Origin of the sequence: Streptomyces scopuliridis, assembly GCF_042790125.1 — a bacterium.
GTDB lineage: Bacteria > Actinomycetota > Actinomycetes > Streptomycetales > Streptomycetaceae > Streptomyces > Streptomyces scopuliridis_A.
Window position 1 is genome coordinate 18,881 of the sequence record NZ_JBHTZS010000024.1, and the last position, 18,194, is coordinate 37,074.

General features: G+C 69.0%; 11 protein-coding genes and 1 pseudogene. 11 read left to right on the plus strand and 1 reads right to left on the minus strand.

Annotated elements, in window-relative coordinates; genetic code table 11:
* Window positions 1-275: 275 nt before the first annotated feature.
* The 10 genes from ACFRKB_RS28760 (at window position 276) to ACFRKB_RS28805 (ending at window position 15,633) form a co-directional block, all read left to right on the plus strand.
* The gene (locus ACFRKB_RS28760) at window positions 276-1,937 is read left to right on the plus strand and encodes an ABC transporter substrate-binding protein (protein ID WP_383109448.1); all 1,662 of its coding nucleotides are present in this window, start codon (window positions 276-278) and stop codon (window positions 1,935-1,937) included.
* A 47-nt stretch (window positions 1,938-1,984) separates the two neighbouring features.
* Entirely contained in the window at window positions 1,985-3,004 is a 1,020-nt protein-coding gene (locus ACFRKB_RS28765) for an ABC transporter permease (protein WP_383109535.1), read from the plus strand.
* Between the two features lie 6 nt (window positions 3,005-3,010).
* A complete protein-coding gene (locus tag ACFRKB_RS28770; protein WP_383109449.1) occupies window positions 3,011-3,910 on the plus strand; it encodes an ABC transporter permease in 900 nt (299 codons plus the stop codon).
* Between the two features lie 58 nt (window positions 3,911-3,968).
* Window positions 3,969-5,054 carry an ABC transporter ATP-binding protein gene (locus ACFRKB_RS28775; RefSeq protein ID WP_383109450.1) on the plus strand — a complete coding sequence of 362 codons (1,086 nt, stop codon included), beginning with the start codon at window positions 3,969-3,971 and terminating at the stop codon, window positions 5,052-5,054.
* On the plus strand, window positions 5,051-6,154 hold the full coding sequence (locus ACFRKB_RS28780; RefSeq protein WP_383109452.1) for an ABC transporter ATP-binding protein: 1,104 nt from the start codon (window positions 5,051-5,053) through the stop codon (window positions 6,152-6,154). The genes ACFRKB_RS28775 and ACFRKB_RS28780 overlap by 4 nt, the downstream gene beginning before the upstream one ends.
* A complete protein-coding gene (locus tag ACFRKB_RS28785; protein ID WP_383109453.1) occupies window positions 6,151-7,194 on the plus strand; it encodes a LacI family DNA-binding transcriptional regulator in 1,044 nt (347 codons plus the stop codon). Before ACFRKB_RS28780 ends, ACFRKB_RS28785 begins: the two co-directional genes overlap by 4 nt.
* Before the next feature lie 237 nt (window positions 7,195-7,431).
* Window positions 7,432-9,024: an FAD-dependent oxidoreductase gene (locus ACFRKB_RS28790; protein ID WP_383109537.1), complete on the plus strand. Its 1,593-nt coding sequence runs from the start codon at window positions 7,432-7,434 to the stop codon at window positions 9,022-9,024.
* A gap of 111 nt (window positions 9,025-9,135) precedes the next feature.
* Window positions 9,136-11,307, plus strand: coding sequence for a glycoside hydrolase family 3 N-terminal domain-containing protein (locus tag ACFRKB_RS28795; RefSeq protein ID WP_383109454.1), 2,172 nt, complete (start codon window positions 9,136-9,138; stop codon window positions 11,305-11,307).
* A 338-nt stretch (window positions 11,308-11,645) separates the two neighbouring features.
* Window positions 11,646-13,349, plus strand: coding sequence for a right-handed parallel beta-helix repeat-containing protein (locus ACFRKB_RS28800; RefSeq protein WP_383109456.1), 1,704 nt, complete (start codon window positions 11,646-11,648; stop codon window positions 13,347-13,349).
* Window positions 13,350-13,638: 289 nt separating this feature from the next.
* Window positions 13,639-15,633, plus strand: a complete 1,995-nt coding sequence (locus tag ACFRKB_RS28805) for a hypothetical protein (protein ID WP_383109457.1) — start codon at window positions 13,639-13,641, stop codon at window positions 15,631-15,633.
* A gap of 583 nt (window positions 15,634-16,216) precedes the next feature.
* On the opposite strand, the gene ACFRKB_RS28810 is transcribed toward ACFRKB_RS28805, so the two are convergent.
* Window positions 16,217-17,341: an SMI1/KNR4 family protein gene (locus ACFRKB_RS28810; protein ID WP_383109458.1), complete on the minus strand. Its 1,125-nt coding sequence runs from the start codon at window positions 17,339-17,341 to the stop codon at window positions 16,217-16,219.
* A 215-nt stretch (window positions 17,342-17,556) separates the two neighbouring features.
* On the opposite strand from ACFRKB_RS28810, the pseudogene ACFRKB_RS28815 reads away from it, so the two are divergent.
* A pseudogene (locus ACFRKB_RS28815) lies at window positions 17,557-17,943 on the plus strand (transposase family protein); the annotation flags it as partial.
* Window positions 17,944-18,194 lie beyond the last annotated feature (251 nt).

An 18,194-nucleotide genomic window follows, 5' to 3' on the forward strand; every position in this document is an offset into this window, starting at 1 on the left:
GTCGGACACGAACGGCCCGTTCTTCCCGGAGAGTCTCACGGCCCTGCTCCACGGGACACCCAAGTCGCCTGCCTCGGACGTCCGTTGAGTTCACCGCTGAGCAGGGTGGCCGAAAAAAACCTTCACGTCACACTCTTGACGCACTGTCGCAACGTCCGTACGTTCCCTGGTCATACGTAGAAGCGGAGACCGAAGGGTCTTCCACGGTCCAGGTCATACGTATGCGCACTTCTTCCGTGCCCCGCCCAGCCCTCACGAGGAGCCAGGAGTCAGCCATGCCCACGAGAAGAGTCTTTCTAGCGCGCACCGCCGCGGCGGCCCTCGCGATACCCCTCGGAGCGGGCGCCTGCACGGCTGGTACCGGCGGAGCCGGGGCGGGAGGCACGGGCACACAGGCGCTCGTATTCGGCAAGACCGACGGCGGGACCACCTTCGTCCGCAACTACAACATGTTCGGCCCCGCCACCCAGAAGTCCCCCAACAACGAGTTGATCTACGAGCCGCTGGCGCGGATCGACTACAGCGACGGTGCGAAGGTCAAGCCGTGGCTGGCCAGGAGCCTGGAGTTCGACGAGGCCGGCACCACCCTCACCGTGAAGCTGCGCGACGATGTGACGTTCTCGGACGGCAAGCCCATGACCGCCGACGACGTGGTCTTCTCGCTAGGCGTTCCTCTCAAGGACCCCGCCTTCAACACCGGTGGCACCACCTACGACCGCGTCACCAAGCAGGACGCCACCACCGTCACCGTCCACTGGCAGCGTCCCGCCTTCAGCGAACTGGGCCAGCTCGCGTCCCCGCAACTGCCCGTCGTGCCCCGGCACATCTGGGACGGCAAGGATCTCAAGAGCTGGGCCAACCCGGACCCGGTGGGCACGGGCCCCTTCGTCCTGGAGCGGTTCGCGCCCCAGCAGGTCACGCTCGGCGCCCGGAGCGACTACTGGGGCGGCCGGTTCGCCCTGAAGCAGCTGAAGATCATCCCGACCAGTGGCGACTCCGTACGGGCCCAACTGCTGCGCGGTGAGGTGGACTGGGCACTCGTGGCCTGGAACGGGGCCGAGCAGGAGTACGTCGGCAAGGACCCCGAGCACCACCTGTATCAGAAGTACGCCACAGGAGGCGCCTACTCACTCTTCTTCAACACCGCCAAGGCTCCCTTCGACAATGTCCATCTGCGGCGGGCACTCGCGATGACGATTCCGCGCAAGGACATCGTCACCACGCTCCAGCGTCCCGGTACGGAGGCGGGTCCCACAGGACTGGTCGACGAGATCTACGCCGACGCGATCCTTCCCGAATACCGGCACAAGGTGCAGGAGCTGGACGCCGGTGAAGCGCGGAAGGAGCTGGCTCTCAGCGGCTTCGAGGTCAAGGGCGGCAAACTGGTCAAGGACGGCAAGTCCTACGCTCCGAGGCTGTCGTTCAACCAGGACTTCGGCTGGGACCCCTATGCCAACATCATGATCCGCAGCTGGAAGAAACACCTCGGGATCGAGGTGAGGTCGGTCGGTGCCCCCAGCGCCAATCTCTACGAGCAGCAGCAGACCGGTGACTTCGACCTCACCATCAACTTCACGGGCGGCGCCGGCGTCGCCGGCATCTACAGCGCGCTGAGCAGCCGGGCCTACCGCCCGCTGGGCGAGACGGCCGCCACCAACGTCGGCCGCTGGAAGGACAAGGCCACCGATGCCGCGATCGAGAAGCTGCTGGGAACGCCCGACCCCGCGGTGGCGCGGAGCGCCGGGCACGAGCTTCAGAGGATCGTCGCCGAGCAGGTGCCGTACAGCCCCATCTACAACAGTTACTGGTTCATAGCCATCAGCGCGGACCACTGGGCCGGCTGGCCGACCGCCGAGGACTTCGACTATGTGCCGTTCCCGGGCCTGGGCCCCGACACCACGCTCACCCTCCTGAACCTGAAGCAGGCCAGCAAGTGACCGCGGTGACCACTTCCGCGGAGCCCGCCGCGCCCGCCGCGCCCGCCGTGCGCCGGGCCGGGGCACCCCGGCGCTGGGGCTTCCTGGTGCGTCGGCTCGGCTTCTATCTGGCCGCCGTCTGGTCGGCCATCACCTTGAACTTCTTTCTGCCGCGGCTGATGCCGGGCGACCCGTCCGCCGCGATCGTCGACAAGCTCCAGCGGGTCAGCGGCCAGCAACTGTCGCCCAGCGCCATGGAGTCGATCCAGAAGGTCTTCGGCGACCCGGACGCCAATCTCGGCCGCCAGTACCTCGACTACCTGGGCCAGCTGGCGCACTTCGACCTCGGTGTCTCGGTCAGCAACTTCCCCACACCCGTCAGCGATCTGGTGTGGCAGGGCCTGCCCTGGACCCTGCTGCTGGTCGGCACGACCACCGTCGTCGCGTTCGTCCTCGGCACCGGCATCGGCGCCGCGGCCGGCTGGAAGGCGGGCGGCCGCTTCGACAGTGTGATCAGCCCCCTCACCACGTTCGTCTCGGCCATCCCCTACTTCTGGATGGCCCTGCTGGGGCTGTGGCTCTTCGCCTTCCTGCTGGGCTGGTTCCCGCTGTCCGGTGGATACGACGCCGACCTGCCGATCGGTTTCTCCCCGTCCTTCCTGTTCAGTGTGCTGCACTACGGGGCGCTTCCCGCCGCCACCATCATCTTCTCGGCCTTCGGTGGCTGGCTGCTCGGCATGCGGAACATGACCGTGACCACCGTGCGCGAGGACTACGTCCTGCTCGCCCAGGCCAAGGGCCTGTCCAACGGCAGGGTGATGCTCCGTTACGCGGCCCGCAACGCTGTCCTGCCGAACTTCACGGGCTTCGCCCTCGCACTCGGTCATGTCGTCGGCGGCGCCCTGCTCACCGAAGTCGTCTTCAACTACCCGGGCATCGGCTATCTGCTCTACACCTCGCTCCAGCAGCGCGACTACCCGGTGATGCAAGGAGTCTTCTTCCTCATCATGCTGACCGTCCTGCTGGCCAACCTGCTGGCCGACTCGGTGTACGCCCTGCTCGACCCACGTATCAGAGAAGGAGGGTGACGGGCAGTGCGCACCGCGTTCCTCGCGAGTTGGAAGGTCCGTGTCGGCCTCGCCATCCTGGCCCTCTTCTGCCTGCTGGCCGTGTTCGGACCCTGGCTGGCGCAGGGCCTGCTCGGCCTCGACCCGCGCGCCAACGACACCAGCGTCATCGCCCAGCCGCCCATCGGCGCACACCTGCTGGGCACCGACCAGTTCGGCCAGGACGTCCTCGCCCAGGTCATCGCCGGCGCCCGAGGATCGATGTACGTCGGACTGCTCGGCGCCGTGGTCGGCACGGCGATGGCGATCCTGATCGGCGTACCGGCCGGATATTACGGCGGCCGGGTCGACGCCGGCCTGAACTTCCTGACGAACCTGTTCCTCGTCCTGCCCGTGCTGCCGCTGATCCTGATCGTGGCCGGCTATCTGGAGGGCACGGGACTCACCACCATCGCCCTGATCATCGGCTTCTTCGGATGGTCCGGCGGGGCCCGCACTCTGCGCGCCCAGGCTCTCAGCATCGCCAACCGCGACTTCGTACGGGCCATGCGCATGCTCGGTGAACGAGGCCGCCGACTGGTCTTCGCCGAAGTGCTGCCCCATCTGACGGGCCTCATCGCGTCCATGTTCCTCCACGCGATGATCGGCGCGGTGATGGCCGAGGCGGGGCTGGCGTTCCTCGGCATCTCCGACTCCTCGGCGATCAGCTGGGGCACGATGATCCAGTCGGCGCAGCAGCAGAGCGCCGTCCTGCGCGGCCTGTGGTGGTGGTTCGTCCCGCCCGGTCTGTGCATCGCACTCATCGGTACGGCCGCCGCCCTGGTCAACTTCGGCGTCGACGAACTCGCCAACCCCAAGCTGCGGGTCGCCCGCCCGGCGTCGGTGCGGCGCGCCAGGCGGCCGGCGCGAGCGGGCGGTGGGGCGTGATGACCGTGAGTCCCGTGCCGCCGCCTTCCCTGACCGTTCCGCCCGGAGGTGGATTCCGATGACCGTACAGGCCGAGCAGCACACGCCGTCCGTGGCCCCCGCCGGGCAAGCCGTCCTTGAGGTACGCGGCCTGACCGTCGAGTACGCCACCGGCAGCGTCCCCGTACGCGCCTGCTCCGACGTCTCCTTCACCCTGCGCCGAGGTGAGATCCTCGGCGTCGCGGGGGAGTCGGGATCGGGCAAGTCCACGCTGATCACCGCCCTGACCCGGCTGCAGCGCCCGCCCGCCGTCACCACCGCCGGGCAGATCCGCTTCCATGCCCGGGACGGCGCCCCGCCCGTCGACCTCGTCGCGCTCGACACCGGGCAGCTGCGCCGTTACCGGTGGACGACGCTGTCCATCGTGCTGCAGTCCGCGATGGACGCGCTGAATCCGGTGATGCGGATCGGCGCCCAGTTCGCCGACGTCCTGAGGGCCCGCGACCGCACGATGAGCAAACGGGCCGCCTGGGCACGGGCCGCGGAACTGCTCGCCCTGGTCGGCATCTCCGCGGACCGGTACCGCGACTACCCGCACCAGCTCTCCGGCGGCATGCGTCAGCGCGCCGCCATCGCCCTGGCCCTGGCCTGCCGCCCCGAACTGGTGGTGATGGACGAGCCGACGACGGCCGTCGACGTGGTGATGCAGCGGCAGATCCTCGCGCAAGTCCTGCGCCTGAGGAGGGAGCTGGGATTCGCGGTGGTCTTCGTCACGCATGACCTGTCGCTGCTGCTCGAACTGGCGGACCGTATCGCCATCATGTACGCCGGCCGCATCGTCGAGGTGGGCGACGCGGCAGCCCTCTACAGCGCCCCGAAACACCCCTACACCCAGGGCCTGCGGGACTCCTTCCCGCCTTTGCGCGCCCCGCTGCGCACCCTGCGCGGCATCCCCGGCACCCCGCCCGACCTGCGCCGCCCGCCGTCCGGCTGCCCGTTCCACCCGCGCTGCGCGCGGCGGACGGACGGCTGCGACCAACGGCTGCCACTCCTGCTGCCGGTGGGACCGCGGCCGAGGCACGAGGCGGCATGCCTCCTCAACGAGACCGGGTCCCGGACCGGGACCGGGAACCACAGCGGCGAGACGGGAGGCGGAGTCCGATGAGCGAGGTCCCGCGCGCGAAAGCGCCGGCAGCGGAGGAGCCGGAGTACATCCTGGAGGCGCGAAACGTCTCCAAGCACTTCACCGTCCGCGGTCCGCTCGGCCGTACCTCCGTCGTCCGCGCCGTCGAGGACGCGACCGTCCGCCTGAAACCCGGACAGATCCTGGCACTGGTGGGGGAGAGCGGCAGCGGCAAGACCACCCTGGCCCGGATGCTGGCCGGCTTCCACGAACCGACCCGGGGCGAGATCGTGCTGCGAGGCGAGCCCGTGGGCGGCAGCCGGCGGGCGCGGCGTGCGTACCACTCCGAAGTGCAGCTGATCTTCCAGGACCCCTTCGGCTCGCTGAATCCGCTGCACCGCGTCCGCTACAACCTCGACCGCGCGCTGCGACTGCACCAGCCGCACCTGAACGCCGCCCTGCGCGAGAGGCGGATCACGGAATTGCTGGAAGGGGTCAGCCTCATCCCGGCCGCCGAGTTCGCGGCGAAGTTCCCGCACGAGCTGTCCGGCGGGCAGCGCCAGCGCGCCGTCATCGCCCGTGCGCTCGCCGTGGAGCCCAGGGTGCTGCTCGGGGACGAGCCGATCTCCATGCTGGACGTGTCGATCCGGCTTGAGATGCTCAACCTGCTGCAGCGGTTGCGCACCGAGGACGGCCTCGCGTTGCTGTACGTCACGCACGACATCGCCAGCGCCCGCTATCTGTGCGACGAGATCGCCGTGATGTACGCCGGGCAGATGGTGGAGTCGGGCCCCAAGGAAGAGGTGGTCGCCGCTCCGCGGCACCCGTACACCAAACTGCTCATAGAGTCTTCCCCGGACCCCGAGCGCGGGGTGGGGGACCGCGAAGATCTCTTCGCTGGGGCCGACGAGCTGGGTGAGCCGCCCAGCCTGATCGACCCACCGGCCGGCTGCCGGTTCCACCCACGCTGCCCGTTCGCGATGCCGGAGTGCCGCGGCGAGGCGCCTCCGCGCACCGAGTTGGGCAACGGGCACTGGGCGACGTGCTGGCTGCACGTCAAGGGCCGGGCCGGGGAACTGGCCGGGACGACACACGCCGAGGCGACCGCCGCCCGGCGCGAGACACTGCAGGGGGCACCGTGACAGCACGACGGCGTGACAAGGCGCCCAGCCAGGCGGACGTGGCACGGCTGGCCGGAGTGTCCCAGTCGGCGGTGTCCCGGGTGGTCAGTGGCAACGCGGCGACCGCGCGGATCCCGGAGGAGACCCGGCAGCGCATCTTCGAGGCGGTGCGTGAGCTGGGTTACGTCGCCAACCCCGCCGCAAGGGCGATGCGCAAGCGACGCAACAACCTGCTGGGCGTACACACCTTCGAACGTGTCTTCCCGCGCGCACGCGAGGACTTCTACTTCGAGTTCCTGCTCGGGGTGGAGGAGCGGGCCGAGGAGACCGGCTTCGACCTGGTGCTGTTCACCTCGACCGGGTCCGGCACCGACGGCGAACGCAAGATCTACAACAATGGCACCAACCGGCTCAACCTGGCCGACGGGAGCATCCTGCTCGGCGTCGCCACCGACCGCGGGGAACTGGTCCGCCTCTGGTACGAGGGCTACCCCTTCGTCCACATCGGCCGCCGTGAGGTGCCCGGTGCGGAGATCCCGCAGATCATCCCCGACTACCGGTCGGCGAGCGCGCGGATCGTCGACCGGCTCGCGCGCCACGGCCACCGGCGACTCGGCTACGTACGCGACTGGCAGGAGATGGAGCCGTACGAGGACCGCCGCGTCGGGTACGCCGGGGCCGTCGAGCGGCTCGGACTGACCGACACCTCTCCGGGTCTCCACGGCACCGTGGGTCTCGACGGAGCCTGGCTCGACGAGGTGGCGGGCGGCGCGGTGACCGCGATCGTGGTGGAGTCCGTGGGGCTCGCGAATTCCCTGCGCGAGCAACTGGCCGCCCGCGGACGGAAGATCCCCGACGACGTGTCCGTCGCCGTGCTGGAGGCGGCGCCCGCGGACCTGTCCGGGCAGTGGGACTCCCTGGTGATTCCCCGTGTGGAGATCGGCCGTCTCGCCGTGGACCGGCTGCAGGCCATGCTCGACGACCCCGGGCTGCGGACCGGCAGCCTGCTGGTGCCCTGCCCGCTGATACCCGGCACCACCATCACGGACGCGAACGAGTAGGCCCGAGCGCCACGCGACACCACCCGGCACCACCGGGCAGCTGACACCACCTGGCACCACCGGGGACCTGACACCCCCGGCACCCCGGCAGCTCCGGACGCGCGCCGACAGGCGGATGGCGCCGTCCGCCGGTCCCGGCTGCCCCGAACCCGATGGCCGACCACTCCGACCACTCGACCACTCCGACCGGCACAACCGGCGGAACCGGCAGAAGGAACCCCAGCTCCCATGAGAGAAATGCGAACCGAGGTCCTCGTCGTCGGCGGCGGCCTGGGCGGTGTGGCCGCAGCGCTCACCGCCGCCCGGCTCGGCCGGACCGTAGTGCTCACCGAGGCCACCGACTGGCTCGGCGGACAGCTCACCGCACAGGCCGTGCCGCCCGACGAACATCCCTGGATCGAAGGCCCGGCCGCCCCGCCGGGCTACGCCGAACTGCGCCGCCGCGTGCGCGACTACTACCGTCGCAACTACCCCGTCGGACCCGGTGCCGCACAGGATCCGCTGTTCGACCCCGGTCTCGGCGTCGTGAGCAGGATGTGCCACGAACCGCGCGTGGCCGTGGCCGTCATCGAGGAGATGCTCGCCCCATGGCGGTCCTCCGGCGCGATCACCGTCCTGACCGGGTACGAGCCGGTCGCCGCGCACACCGACGGCGACCGCGTCGAGGCGGTCACGCTGACCGGTCCGCACGACGGACGCGAGATCACCGTCCACGCCGCCTATGTGGCCGACGCCACCGAACTCGGCGAGCTGCTGGAACTGGCCGGCGTCGAACACGTCATCGGCGCGGAGGGCCGCGACGAGACCGGCGAGCCGCACGCGCCCGCAACCGCCGATCCCCTCGACCAGCAGGCCGTGTCCTGGTGTTTCGCCCTGGAGCACCGGCCCGGCGAGGACCACGTGATTGACCGGCCCGCCTCCTACGACCACTGGTGCACGGCCGTCGCCCCGTTCTGGCCCGGCCCGCAGCTCTCCTTCACCGATGTCGTCCCCATCACCCTCCAGCACCGCACCTGGACGCTGATGGACGCCGACCGAACAGCAGACGACCACTTCGACCTATGGCGGTTCCGCCGCATTCTGGCCCGCGAACAGTTCACGGCCGGGGCCTTCGCCTCCGACCTCACCGTGGTCAACTGGCCGCAGATCGACTACTGGGAGGCGCCGCTCCTCGGTGTCGACGCCCAGCAGCGACGGAAGGCGCTCGACGCCAGCCGCGACCTCTCGCTGTCCTTCCTGCACTGGCTGCAGACCGAGGCCCCCCGCCCCGACGGCGGCACCGGCTGGCCGGGCCTGCGCCTGCGGCCCGACGTCACCGGCACCCCGGACGGCCTGGCCAAGGCGCCGTACATCCGCGAATCGCGCCGTATCAGAGCCGAGTTCACCGTGGTCGAACAGCATGTGGGCGTCGAGGCCCGCCCGCCCGGCGCCGGCGGCGCCGTGTTCCACGACAGCGTGGGCATCGGCGGCTACCGCATCGACCTGCACCCCAGCACAGCGGGCCGTACCTACATCGACATCGAGTCCTACCCGTTCCAGATTCCGCTGGGCGCCCTGATCCCCGTACGCGTCGACAACCTCCTGCCCGCCAACAAGAACATCGGCACCACGCACATCACCAACGGCTGCTACCGGCTGCACCCCGTGGAGTGGGCCATCGGCGAGGCGGTCGGAGCCCTCGCCGGATTCTGCCTCGACCGGGCCCTGCCGCCCCGCAAAGTCCGCTCCGATCAGGCCCAACTGGCCGATTACCAGCGGCTGCTCAGCCACACTCTCGGCATTCAGCTGGCCTGGCCGGAGGAGATCCGCAGCCGGCCTCACCACTACTGAGACGCCGCGCACGCCATCGGCCGTCGCCCGACGACGACTTCAGCTCCCGCGCCCCCGGGTCCCCTGACGACCGGGGGAGCGGGTCCGATCCATCCCTGAGAGGAATCCGCCATGAGCGGCCATGACCACGAGTCCCGAATCGGGGAACTCCTCGGCCGGATGACCGTAGAGGAGAAGCTCGGCCAGTTGCAGCAGTTGGCCTGGGCCTGGGACACCGGGCCGGGCGGCGGCGACACCGAGGCGACCGAGGCCGCCGCCCGCAAGGGCCTGCTCGGCTCGGTGCTCAACGTCGTCGGCGCCGGGGCGAGCAACGCGCTGCAGCGCATCGCCGTGGAGGAATCCCGGCTGGGCATCCCGCTGGTCTTCGGCCTGGACGTGATCCACGGCTACCACACCACGTTCCCGATTCCGCTCGCCCAGGCGGCCGCGTTCGACCCGTCGGTGACCGGGACGGACGCCGAGGTCTCCGCACGTGAGGCCCGCTCCAACGGCATCCACTGGACGTTCTCCCCGATGATGGACGTCACCCGCGAGCCGCGCTGGGGCCGGATCGCCGAGAGCATCGGCGAGGACCCGTATCTGACCACCGCCTACGCCGTGGCCAAGGTACGCGGCTACCAGGGCGACGACCTGACCGCGCCGGACCGGATCGCCGCCTGTGCCAAGCACTTCGTGGCCTACGGCGGCGCCGAGGGCGGCCGCGACTACAACACCGTGGACGTGTCCGAGCAGCGGCTGCGCAACCTCTACCTGCCCCCGTTCCAGGCCGCCGTCGACGCCGGCGCCGCCACCGTCATGGCCGCGTTCAACACCATCAGCGGCATCCCGGCCCACGCCAACCCGCACACCCTGACCGGCATCCTCAAGGAAGCGTGGGGTTTCGACGGCGTCGTGGTCAGCGACTGGACCGGAGTCCTGGAACTGATCGCGCACGGCGGCGCGGCGAACGAGGCCGAGGCGGCACGCCGCTCCCTGACCGCCGGAGTGGACATGGAAATGGTGTCCACCGCCTTCGCCGAACACGGCCGGGACCTGCTCGCCTCCGGGGCGCTGACGCGGGAACGGCTGGACGACGCCGTGGCGCGGGTGCTGCGCCTGAAGCTGCGCCTGGGCCTGTTCGAGCGCCCGTACGTGGCAGAGACCGCGGCACTGACCGCCCCGAGTGCCGGGTCGCGGGCGGCGGCGCGCGAGGTCGCCGGGCGCTGCATGGTGCTGCTGAAGAACGACGACGACGTCCTCCCCCTCGACCCGTCGGGCCTGCGTGCGCTGGCGGTCGTCGGCCCCTTCGCCGACTCGGCTGATCTGCTGGGTACATGGACCCTGCCCGGCGCGCCGGAGGCGGTCCCCGTCCTCGCCGGACTGCGTGCGGCACTGCCGGACACCGACATCCGCCACGCCGTCGGAGTGTCCCCGGAAGGGGCCGACACCGCCGGCATCGCGGAGGCGGTGGCGGTCGCGGAGGCCGCCGACGCCGTGGTGCTCGTGGTGGGCGAGCCGCCCGCGATGAGCGGGGAGGCGGCCGCGCGCAGCGAACTGGGCCTGACCGGCGCCCAGGAGCAGCTGGTCCGAGCGGTCGCCGGCACCGGCACGCCCTGTGTGGTGGTGCTGGTCGGCGGACGTCCGCTCACGATCGGCACCTGGGCGGACCGGGCCCCGGCGATCGTCATGGCCTGGCACCTGGGTATCGAGGCCGGCTCCGCCGTCGCGGACGTACTGACCGGAGCCGCCGTTCCCGGCGGCAAGCTGCCCGTGACGTTCCCTCGCACGGTCGGCCAGATCCCGGTCTACCACAACCACGAGACCACCGGCCGCCCGTACGACCCGGCCGCGCCCGAGGTGAAGTACGTATCGAAGTACCTCGACCTCCCCGCCGGTCCCGAGTTCCCCTTCGGCCACGGCCTGAGCTACACCACCTTCGCGCTGGACGAACCCCGGTTGAGTCCTGAGCGGATCGGGGCGGCGGAGCTGCGGGCGGGCGCGACGGTGGAGGTGACCGTCCCGGTCCGTAACACCGGTGAGCGCGCGGGCGACGAAGTGGTCCAGCTCTACCTCCAGGACCTTGCCGCCACCATCGCCCAGCCCGTTCGCCGGCTGCGCGGTTTCCGCCGCGTCCGGCTGGCGGCGGGGGAGGAGCGGCAGGTCCGCTTCACCCTGGGCGCCGACGACCTCGGCTACTGGACCAACGACCCCGCGGGCGAGTTCACCGTGGAGCCGGGCGAGATCCACCTCCACACCGGTAACAGCTCACGGACACAGGCCCGGTGCACGCTCCTGATCACCTGACTGACCACCTGACCACCTGACCACCGGCTCGGCGGCCCCGGCGGACGCCGCTCCGCCGCGGTGCGCCCGTGGTGGCCGGTCCACCCGGCCACCCCCGATGCCCCGGCGCCGGCCCGAACGGGAACAGGCCGGCGCGGGAAGGACCGTCTCGACCCGGACGACGGAAGCCGTCCGCCGAAGGGAGCGATGCGCCGAGGAGATCCCCTCAACCGCTCTTCGATCCACGTCGCCCGACGCCACACCGGCCGAGCCGTGTGTGGTCCGTCGAGGCATGCCTCAGCCACGAGTCGACACCTGCGTACCCGTGCGTCGTCACGGCCTCGCAGCGGGGAGAAAGCATGAGAGCACGAATTGCCGCGGCAGCGGTGGCCCAGGGAATGCTGGGCCTGCTCCTGGCGGGTACCGCCACGGGAACCGCACAAGCCGCCACCACCACGTACTACGTGTCGCCCAGCGGCAGTGACAGCAACAGCGGTCTCTCGCCCGACCAGGCATGGAAGTCGACCGGGAAGGTCAATGGCTTCACCTTCCCGCAGGGCGGCGTCGTCGCCTTCCAGGGCGGGCAGACGTTCACCGGCTGCCTGCTCTTCGACGGGGACAATGTGCCCGCGTCCTCGGCGTCGACGCCCTTCAAGGTCACCTCCTACGGCACCGGGCAGGCCACCCTCACGTCCAACTGCACGGGGGACTACTCGGCGGCGGTCACCGCGGACAACGTGAGCGGCTTCCAGCTGGACAACATGAAGCTGGTCAACGGCGGCACGACCGCGGCCGGTGTGCTGTTGCAGAACCAGAAGTCACCGACGGCGGCCAAGGGCCTGAAGGTGACCGGCTCCGACATCTCCGGCTTCGCCACGCCGAGCGGCAGCGGCAGTACCTTCGGCGGGCAGATCATGGTGCTCGGGTACGCGGTGAACGGCAACAGCGGGCCGCTGGACGATGTGCAGATTCTCAACAACAGATTGCACGGAGCCACCGTGACCTCGAACGCCGGACCGGGCGTCTACGGCTGGGGCTCGGGGATCAACATCACCAACGTCAGGGTCGAGGGCAACACCGTCTACAACCTCGGCATGGCGGCCCAGAGCACGGGGGCCGCGCTGACCGCGAACGGCTGGAACGGCGCGGTCATCCAGCACAACGTGGTCCACGACATCGGTGCCAACGTGACCTCGTGCGGCGGCGCCAGCGGCATCATGACGTACACCTCCAATGATGTGACGATCCGCCGCAACGAGGTGTACAAGGTGCAGCCGGTTCCGGCCTACACGGCCGGGTGCGACTGGGACGGGATCGACCTCGACGGTGGCACCACGAACTCGGTGGTGGAGTACAACTACACGCACAACAACGCGGGCAGTGGTCTGCTGGCCTACACCTCGACCGTCGGCTCACGGGTGTGGGGACCGAACACCTACCGCTACAACATCTCGGAGAACGACGACTGGGCGAACGCCCAGGGCGGTCTGTTCGACGTTGTGCCCAACGCGCCGAAGAACGCGCTGTCCATCTACGGAAACACCTTCTTCACCAACAAGGACCAGAGCACGAACAAGAGGGCGGGCGCCAGCGCGTGCTTCATGTTCGGCTACACCTCCGGGACCTGGGCCAGCGGTTCGCAGATCAAGGACAACATCTGCCACATGGCCAACAAGGGCACGTACGGCAAGACCGGCCAGCTCTATTACAACCCGTACGGACAGACCGGCATGACGCTGTCGAACAACCTGTACTACGGGACGAACACCGGCGGTTGGCGCTGGAGCGGCACGACCTACAGCGATTTCGCCGCGTGGCAGGCGGCCGGCCTGGAATCGGGCGCGGTGTGGGGCGATCCCCTGTTCACCTCGCCCGGCGTGGGTGGCACCTGCTCGTGGTCGCCGGCCTCGGGCACCGGACCGCAGCCGTGCCCCCAGGCATACACCCTCAAGTCCGGTTCCCCGGCGCTCGGCGCGGGCACGGCGGTGTCCGGCAACGGCGGGATCGACTATTACGGGACCACCATTCCCGGCAAGCCGAACATCGGGGCTGACGCGGGCTAGGGCCCGCCTTCAAAGTCCCGCCGCCCGGTGACGCCCGGCACGCACGCCCGCCGCGTTGTCGGGGTCTCCCCAGTACGTCCAGTACTGGGGAGACCCTCAGCCTCGCGATCGCACGCACGCACCGGACGCCGTCGGAGCGGCGGCGTCGTCGCGCTGCCCCTCCTCCTCGGCATCCGCATCCGCGGCCCGAGCAAGGCCCATCAGCGAGCAAGGCCCATCGGCCTCGCTCCCGGCTCGCCCGCGCCGACGGCCGACCGCCCAAGCGTCCCATCGGACAGTGAGGTACCCCATGAAGATTCGTTTGCTCGTAGCTGTAGGCGCGCTCGTCCTGAGCGGCGTTCCTGGCACGGTATCCACGGCGACCGACCACGCTTCCACCACAGCAGCGGCAGGGGATCCCCTGGCCGCGCAACCAGTCCTGCTCAACCAAAGCGGCTTCGGCCTCGGCGAGTCCAAGCGGTTCACCGCGCCGCGGGCCGAGGACGGTGCGACGTTCACCATCACCGACGTCTCCGGGAAGGTCCGGTACCGGGGCAAAATCAAAGGAAACGTAGGAGATTTCACCGGGTTCAACCCACGCGACACCGGGGACTTCACCGTCACTGTCACCGCGGCGGCCGGCACGGGAACATCGGTTCCCTTCGGGATCGGCGCGTACTGGACCGACCGTGTGTCCTACCAGCGCGCTCTCGAATTCATGGCGGGCAGCCGGTGCTACTTCGGCGACTACACGCGCAAGACAGTCGATCCTGCCAGTGACGAGTACGGCGCACGCGACTGCATGAAGGGAGTGGCCTGGCGCGATGCGGCGCAATACTCAAGGGAGATCCAAACGCTCATCGACATGTACTCGGCCAACCCAAGTGCGTTCGACCGGATCCAAGTGGACGCCGACTACAAGGGCCTGCCGGTGACACTGCCGGAAGACACTCCGGACATTGTGCGAATCATCTACTGGGGAGTCGAGCTGCTCCTGCAGGAGAAGGTCAACGATCCGCAGTTCAAGGAGCAGTTGGCCGCGTTCGTCTACGCCTATCCCCAGCTCGACAAATACATTCCTGAATCGGTGTACCGGCGCGCATGCGATCTCCTCTTCGCCTCATGGGGTGATCCGGATCGTGATCGGTACTACTGGCAGGCCTTCACACCCCACACCGGCGACCTGTTCCAGGTGTACACGCAGGTGGGGACTGGAAAGGGGGAGCTTGCACCAGGGCACTCGGTCCGGCCGAACCTGATGATGCATGAGGTGGCCAAGCGCGAAGGCCGCGATGATGCCGACCGTTACTTGCGGGCCGCCCGGAACCAGGCCGTCTGGTTGACCGGCCATCTGGACCTTGAGGATCCACGCGTCACCAAGGGGCAGCGGCAGAGTGAATCCGTACTGATCACCGGCCTGGTGCAATTCGCCGAAGCGTATCCGGACGAGGCTCCCCAAGGCATCAAGGAGTTCGTCAGGGAGTGGGCTCGCGTCGCCGTCGACCGCTCGGACAATCTGTGGGACTTCCGCCGCTACTCCGAGGACCGCTGGACCATTCCGGCCTTCAGCGGCGGCGGCGCTGACGACCCCAACGAGGTCGGAAACGTAGCCGGCTTCCCCGCGTCCGCACTCGCCGCCGCGAAGCTGTTGGGTCACGATCCGCTGGCCGCTCGACTCCGCGAGATCGCCACCGCTCAGGTGGACAACATCTTCGGCCGCAACCCCACCGGGCGGCACGCTTCGTACGACGCGCCCAGCGAGAAAACGGGATTCGAGGGCGTGGAGAACGGATGGTTCTCCGAATACTACGGCGGCGCGGGACTGCTGGAAGGTGTCCCCGGCGTGCTCGACGGGAGCCCCAAGAACGGGCACTATCCTTTCAACCCCGAGCAGGGCAACATCGGCCACACCGAGGGCTGGGTCGCCTTCAACACCGCATGGAACGAATCACTGGCCTGGCGGGCGGCCGACCAGACAAAGCTCAAGGCCAGCACCCAGGGCGATGTCCCGGCGCGTGTGGTCCGGGCGGATTCGACGGTGCGAATCGACCTGGAAGCGCCCCTGAATCTGGACGCGGACTCCCTTGGCCAAGGCACAGTTGATGTGCGAGTGGGCGACCGCACCACCAGGCAACTGACCGTCACACAGAAAGCGAGGAACTCGAAGACGTTCAGCGCCCCCCTCGACCTGGCTGAGGCGGGTGCCAAACCTCGCGATTCCATTACCGTGACGTACGGACATGGCCCATTCGCGGTGTCGTACTCCTTCACGCTGGCCAATACGCCATCGATGCGCACCGAATGACGCCAAGGGTTCTCCTGTAATCCCCGCATCCGCTTTCCCACGCTGTTGGTCAAGCGGCTGCGGTGACCGAGGCTGTGGCAGTGCCTGGTCCCACTGCGTCAGTGGTGTCTGGGAGACTTCGGGATCTGGTTGGCAAGGGGAATGGACCGGGCGAGGTGTTCGACTGGAAGGCCATCGAATCGGACCTCGGGCGGAGGCTTCCTGTGAGCTGGTCAGATGCAAGTGAAGACGGTCTGAACCAGGGGGTGATGCGGATGATGGAACACCTCAGCTTCCGCAGTAGCCGCCAGTCCTCCAGCGTGACCGCGGCCTGCTCGCCCATGGCCCGGATATTCCCATGGCGGAGGTTCGCCGCCTGCTGGCCTGTGGACCGGTTCTCCCACCGGCCGTGGTGGGGCACCAGGACCGCGGGGCCGGTACCTTGGTGCGCCTCGTCCGCGAAGCAGATCGCCTCCGCTTCCACGAATGAGCCGCGCGCTGAGATCGCAGAAGCCTGCCGTGGAGCGGCGGCGACAGGGTGGGGTGTGCTGATGGAGTCGGCTAGTCGGCTACCTACCTCGAACTCGGCCGATGCGGCGCTGAATCATTGGTCATCAGCGGCTGGTTCTGCGTCGTGGGGCTCGAATTCGATGTAGTCGAGGGGGTCCTCGTCGCGGCGTCCGAGCGGGGGCAGGCCCTCGGTCGCGTACCGGCCGCGCAGCCACTCCAGCAGGGTTTTGGTGAGGTCGGTGTTGAGCGGTGGGCCTTGGTCGGCATGGCGCGGTACGACGATCAATGGCCAGTCGTCCGGCGTGGCACCTTCGGTCAGCCAGCACAGTTGGTCGCCGTCGATGGAGTCGGCGAAGGGCAGGAATCCCCCGGGCTCGGGATAGACAGCAAGGGGGTGATACTCAGGGAACTCGGCTCGCTGCGCCTGGTAGGTCTCCGCGTACCACTCGGCCCATGGTGCGAGCGCGTACTGGTCCTCGCCGAAGGGGATGTTGAAGCGCAGCCAGCCGCACCAGGAGCCGGTCCCGTACCGGTTCATCAGTTGTACGCACTCGCCGGGCAGACGTGTACCCAGCCGTTCGTACAGCCAGTCCCAGTTGTGCTTACCGAGCGCGGGTGTCTCCGGCGGCGGGACGAGTGCGATCAAAGTCTCCAGGCCGCTGCCTGTGGTGAGCGCCGCCCGCTGCTGAGCGGTTGGCTCCGGTCGCCGAGGCGGCGGTGTCCACGGGGTGCGCTCCAGGTCGGTTTGCATGCCGCTTCGGGCGGCCACCGGGCGCATGCCGTCGGCCACGAGCCGGGCCAGCGTCGGCACGAGCGGGGTCGCGAAGCGCCGCCAGGGGTCGCGGCCCGCGTTCTCGTCGTCCTGACAGTGCATGACGACCGGCCACTGGTCGGGGTCGTCGGATGCTGTGGTGTCCCAGTAGAGGGTATCGGCGGAACGGGTGGCGCCGAAGGGAAGGACACCGGGGGCGTTACGCCGAGTCTGCTGGACCCAGGCCCCGTAGTCGAACCAACCGCGGTTGACGCATGGCATGTGAAGCCAGAGCCAGGCGCCGATGTCGAGTGGGCCGTACGCGGCGGCGATGGCCTTGTAGTCGGCGGGCAGGCTCGTCCCCAACCAGGACTCGACTGCCGGCCAGTCGACAGGTACGGAGTAGTCGGCCGGCGGATCGCCGAAGATCTCGGCGAAGGCGTTGACGTGCGGGTCTGAAGCATTCACGGGTCTATAGACCTTTATCGGGAGCGAACGGGTGTTGACCGGGAGGGCAGGGAAGCACATGAGCTTCTTCCAACCTGCCAACGCGGACAGGGTGGTTGGGCTGACAATGTGGTGAAGCCCCTGGTAGATGGGTTTTCGACCAAGAGAACCGTCTCCACCAGAGGCTTCGCATGCTTGTCTACCCGTCGGGCGTCGACGTGTCCAGTTCTGCCCTACGCGTCCTGGACGGCACGCTCCTGCCGATCGACCGCATTGCCGCGGACCGGCCTTTCTGCTCTGGGAAACACAAGCAACACGGCATGAACGTGCAGGTCCTCACGGCCCCCTTCGGCCACCTGCTGTGGGCCTTACCGGCCCTGCCCGGCGCCGTCCACGATGTCCGCGCGACTCGCGAACACGGCATCGTCGACGCCCTCGCCGAGACCGGCGTCGAGTGCTGGGCGGACAAGGCGTATCGGGGCGCCGGCGGCACGGTCCGTACCCCCTGCTGGGGTCGATGGGAAGTCCTTTCTGTCGGTCAGAAGGCCGTAAACCGGTCCCACGCGAATTCCGTGATTTCCGAGGATTCGCTGACTGGCATGGCGGAGGCGGGCTTTCGGTGAGCGGGCTGAAGTCGAACCGGGCGCATATACAGCACAGCGAAACAGCAGCGCAAGCGACCGAAAGAAAGGGGTGAACCGCCCGCCATTGGGCCGCCATTCGTCCCCGAATGTCCGAAGGGTTGACGTCGCCCGGTCGACCTGACTAGAAATCACCATGCCCCTGGCCAGGGGTGACGCATGTTCACCCCGCTGCCGGCCTGAAGTTTCGGGTCGGTTTGATTGGCGTGCCCACTTTCCGCGGAAAGGGCCGC

Bases quoted from the DNA above. Each gene is read 5' to 3' on its own strand.
- ACFRKB_RS28760 (WP_383109448.1), top strand. From the start codon at position 276: ATGCCCACGAGAAGAGTCTTTCTAGCGCGCACCGCCGCGGCGGCCCTC.
- ACFRKB_RS28775 (WP_383109450.1), top strand. From the start codon at position 3,969: ATGACCGTACAGGCCGAGCAGCACACGCCGTCCGTGGCCCCCGCCGGG.
- ACFRKB_RS28780 (WP_383109452.1), top strand. From the start codon at position 5,051: ATGAGCGAGGTCCCGCGCGCGAAAGCGCCGGCAGCGGAGGAGCCGGAG.
- ACFRKB_RS28790 (WP_383109537.1), top strand. From the start codon at position 7,432: ATGCGAACCGAGGTCCTCGTCGTCGGCGGCGGCCTGGGCGGTGTGGCC.
- ACFRKB_RS28795 (WP_383109454.1), top strand. From the start codon at position 9,136: ATGAGCGGCCATGACCACGAGTCCCGAATCGGGGAACTCCTCGGCCGG.
- ACFRKB_RS28800 (WP_383109456.1), top strand. From the start codon at position 11,646: ATGAGAGCACGAATTGCCGCGGCAGCGGTGGCCCAGGGAATGCTGGGC.
- ACFRKB_RS28805 (WP_383109457.1), top strand. From the start codon at position 13,639: ATGAAGATTCGTTTGCTCGTAGCTGTAGGCGCGCTCGTCCTGAGCGGC.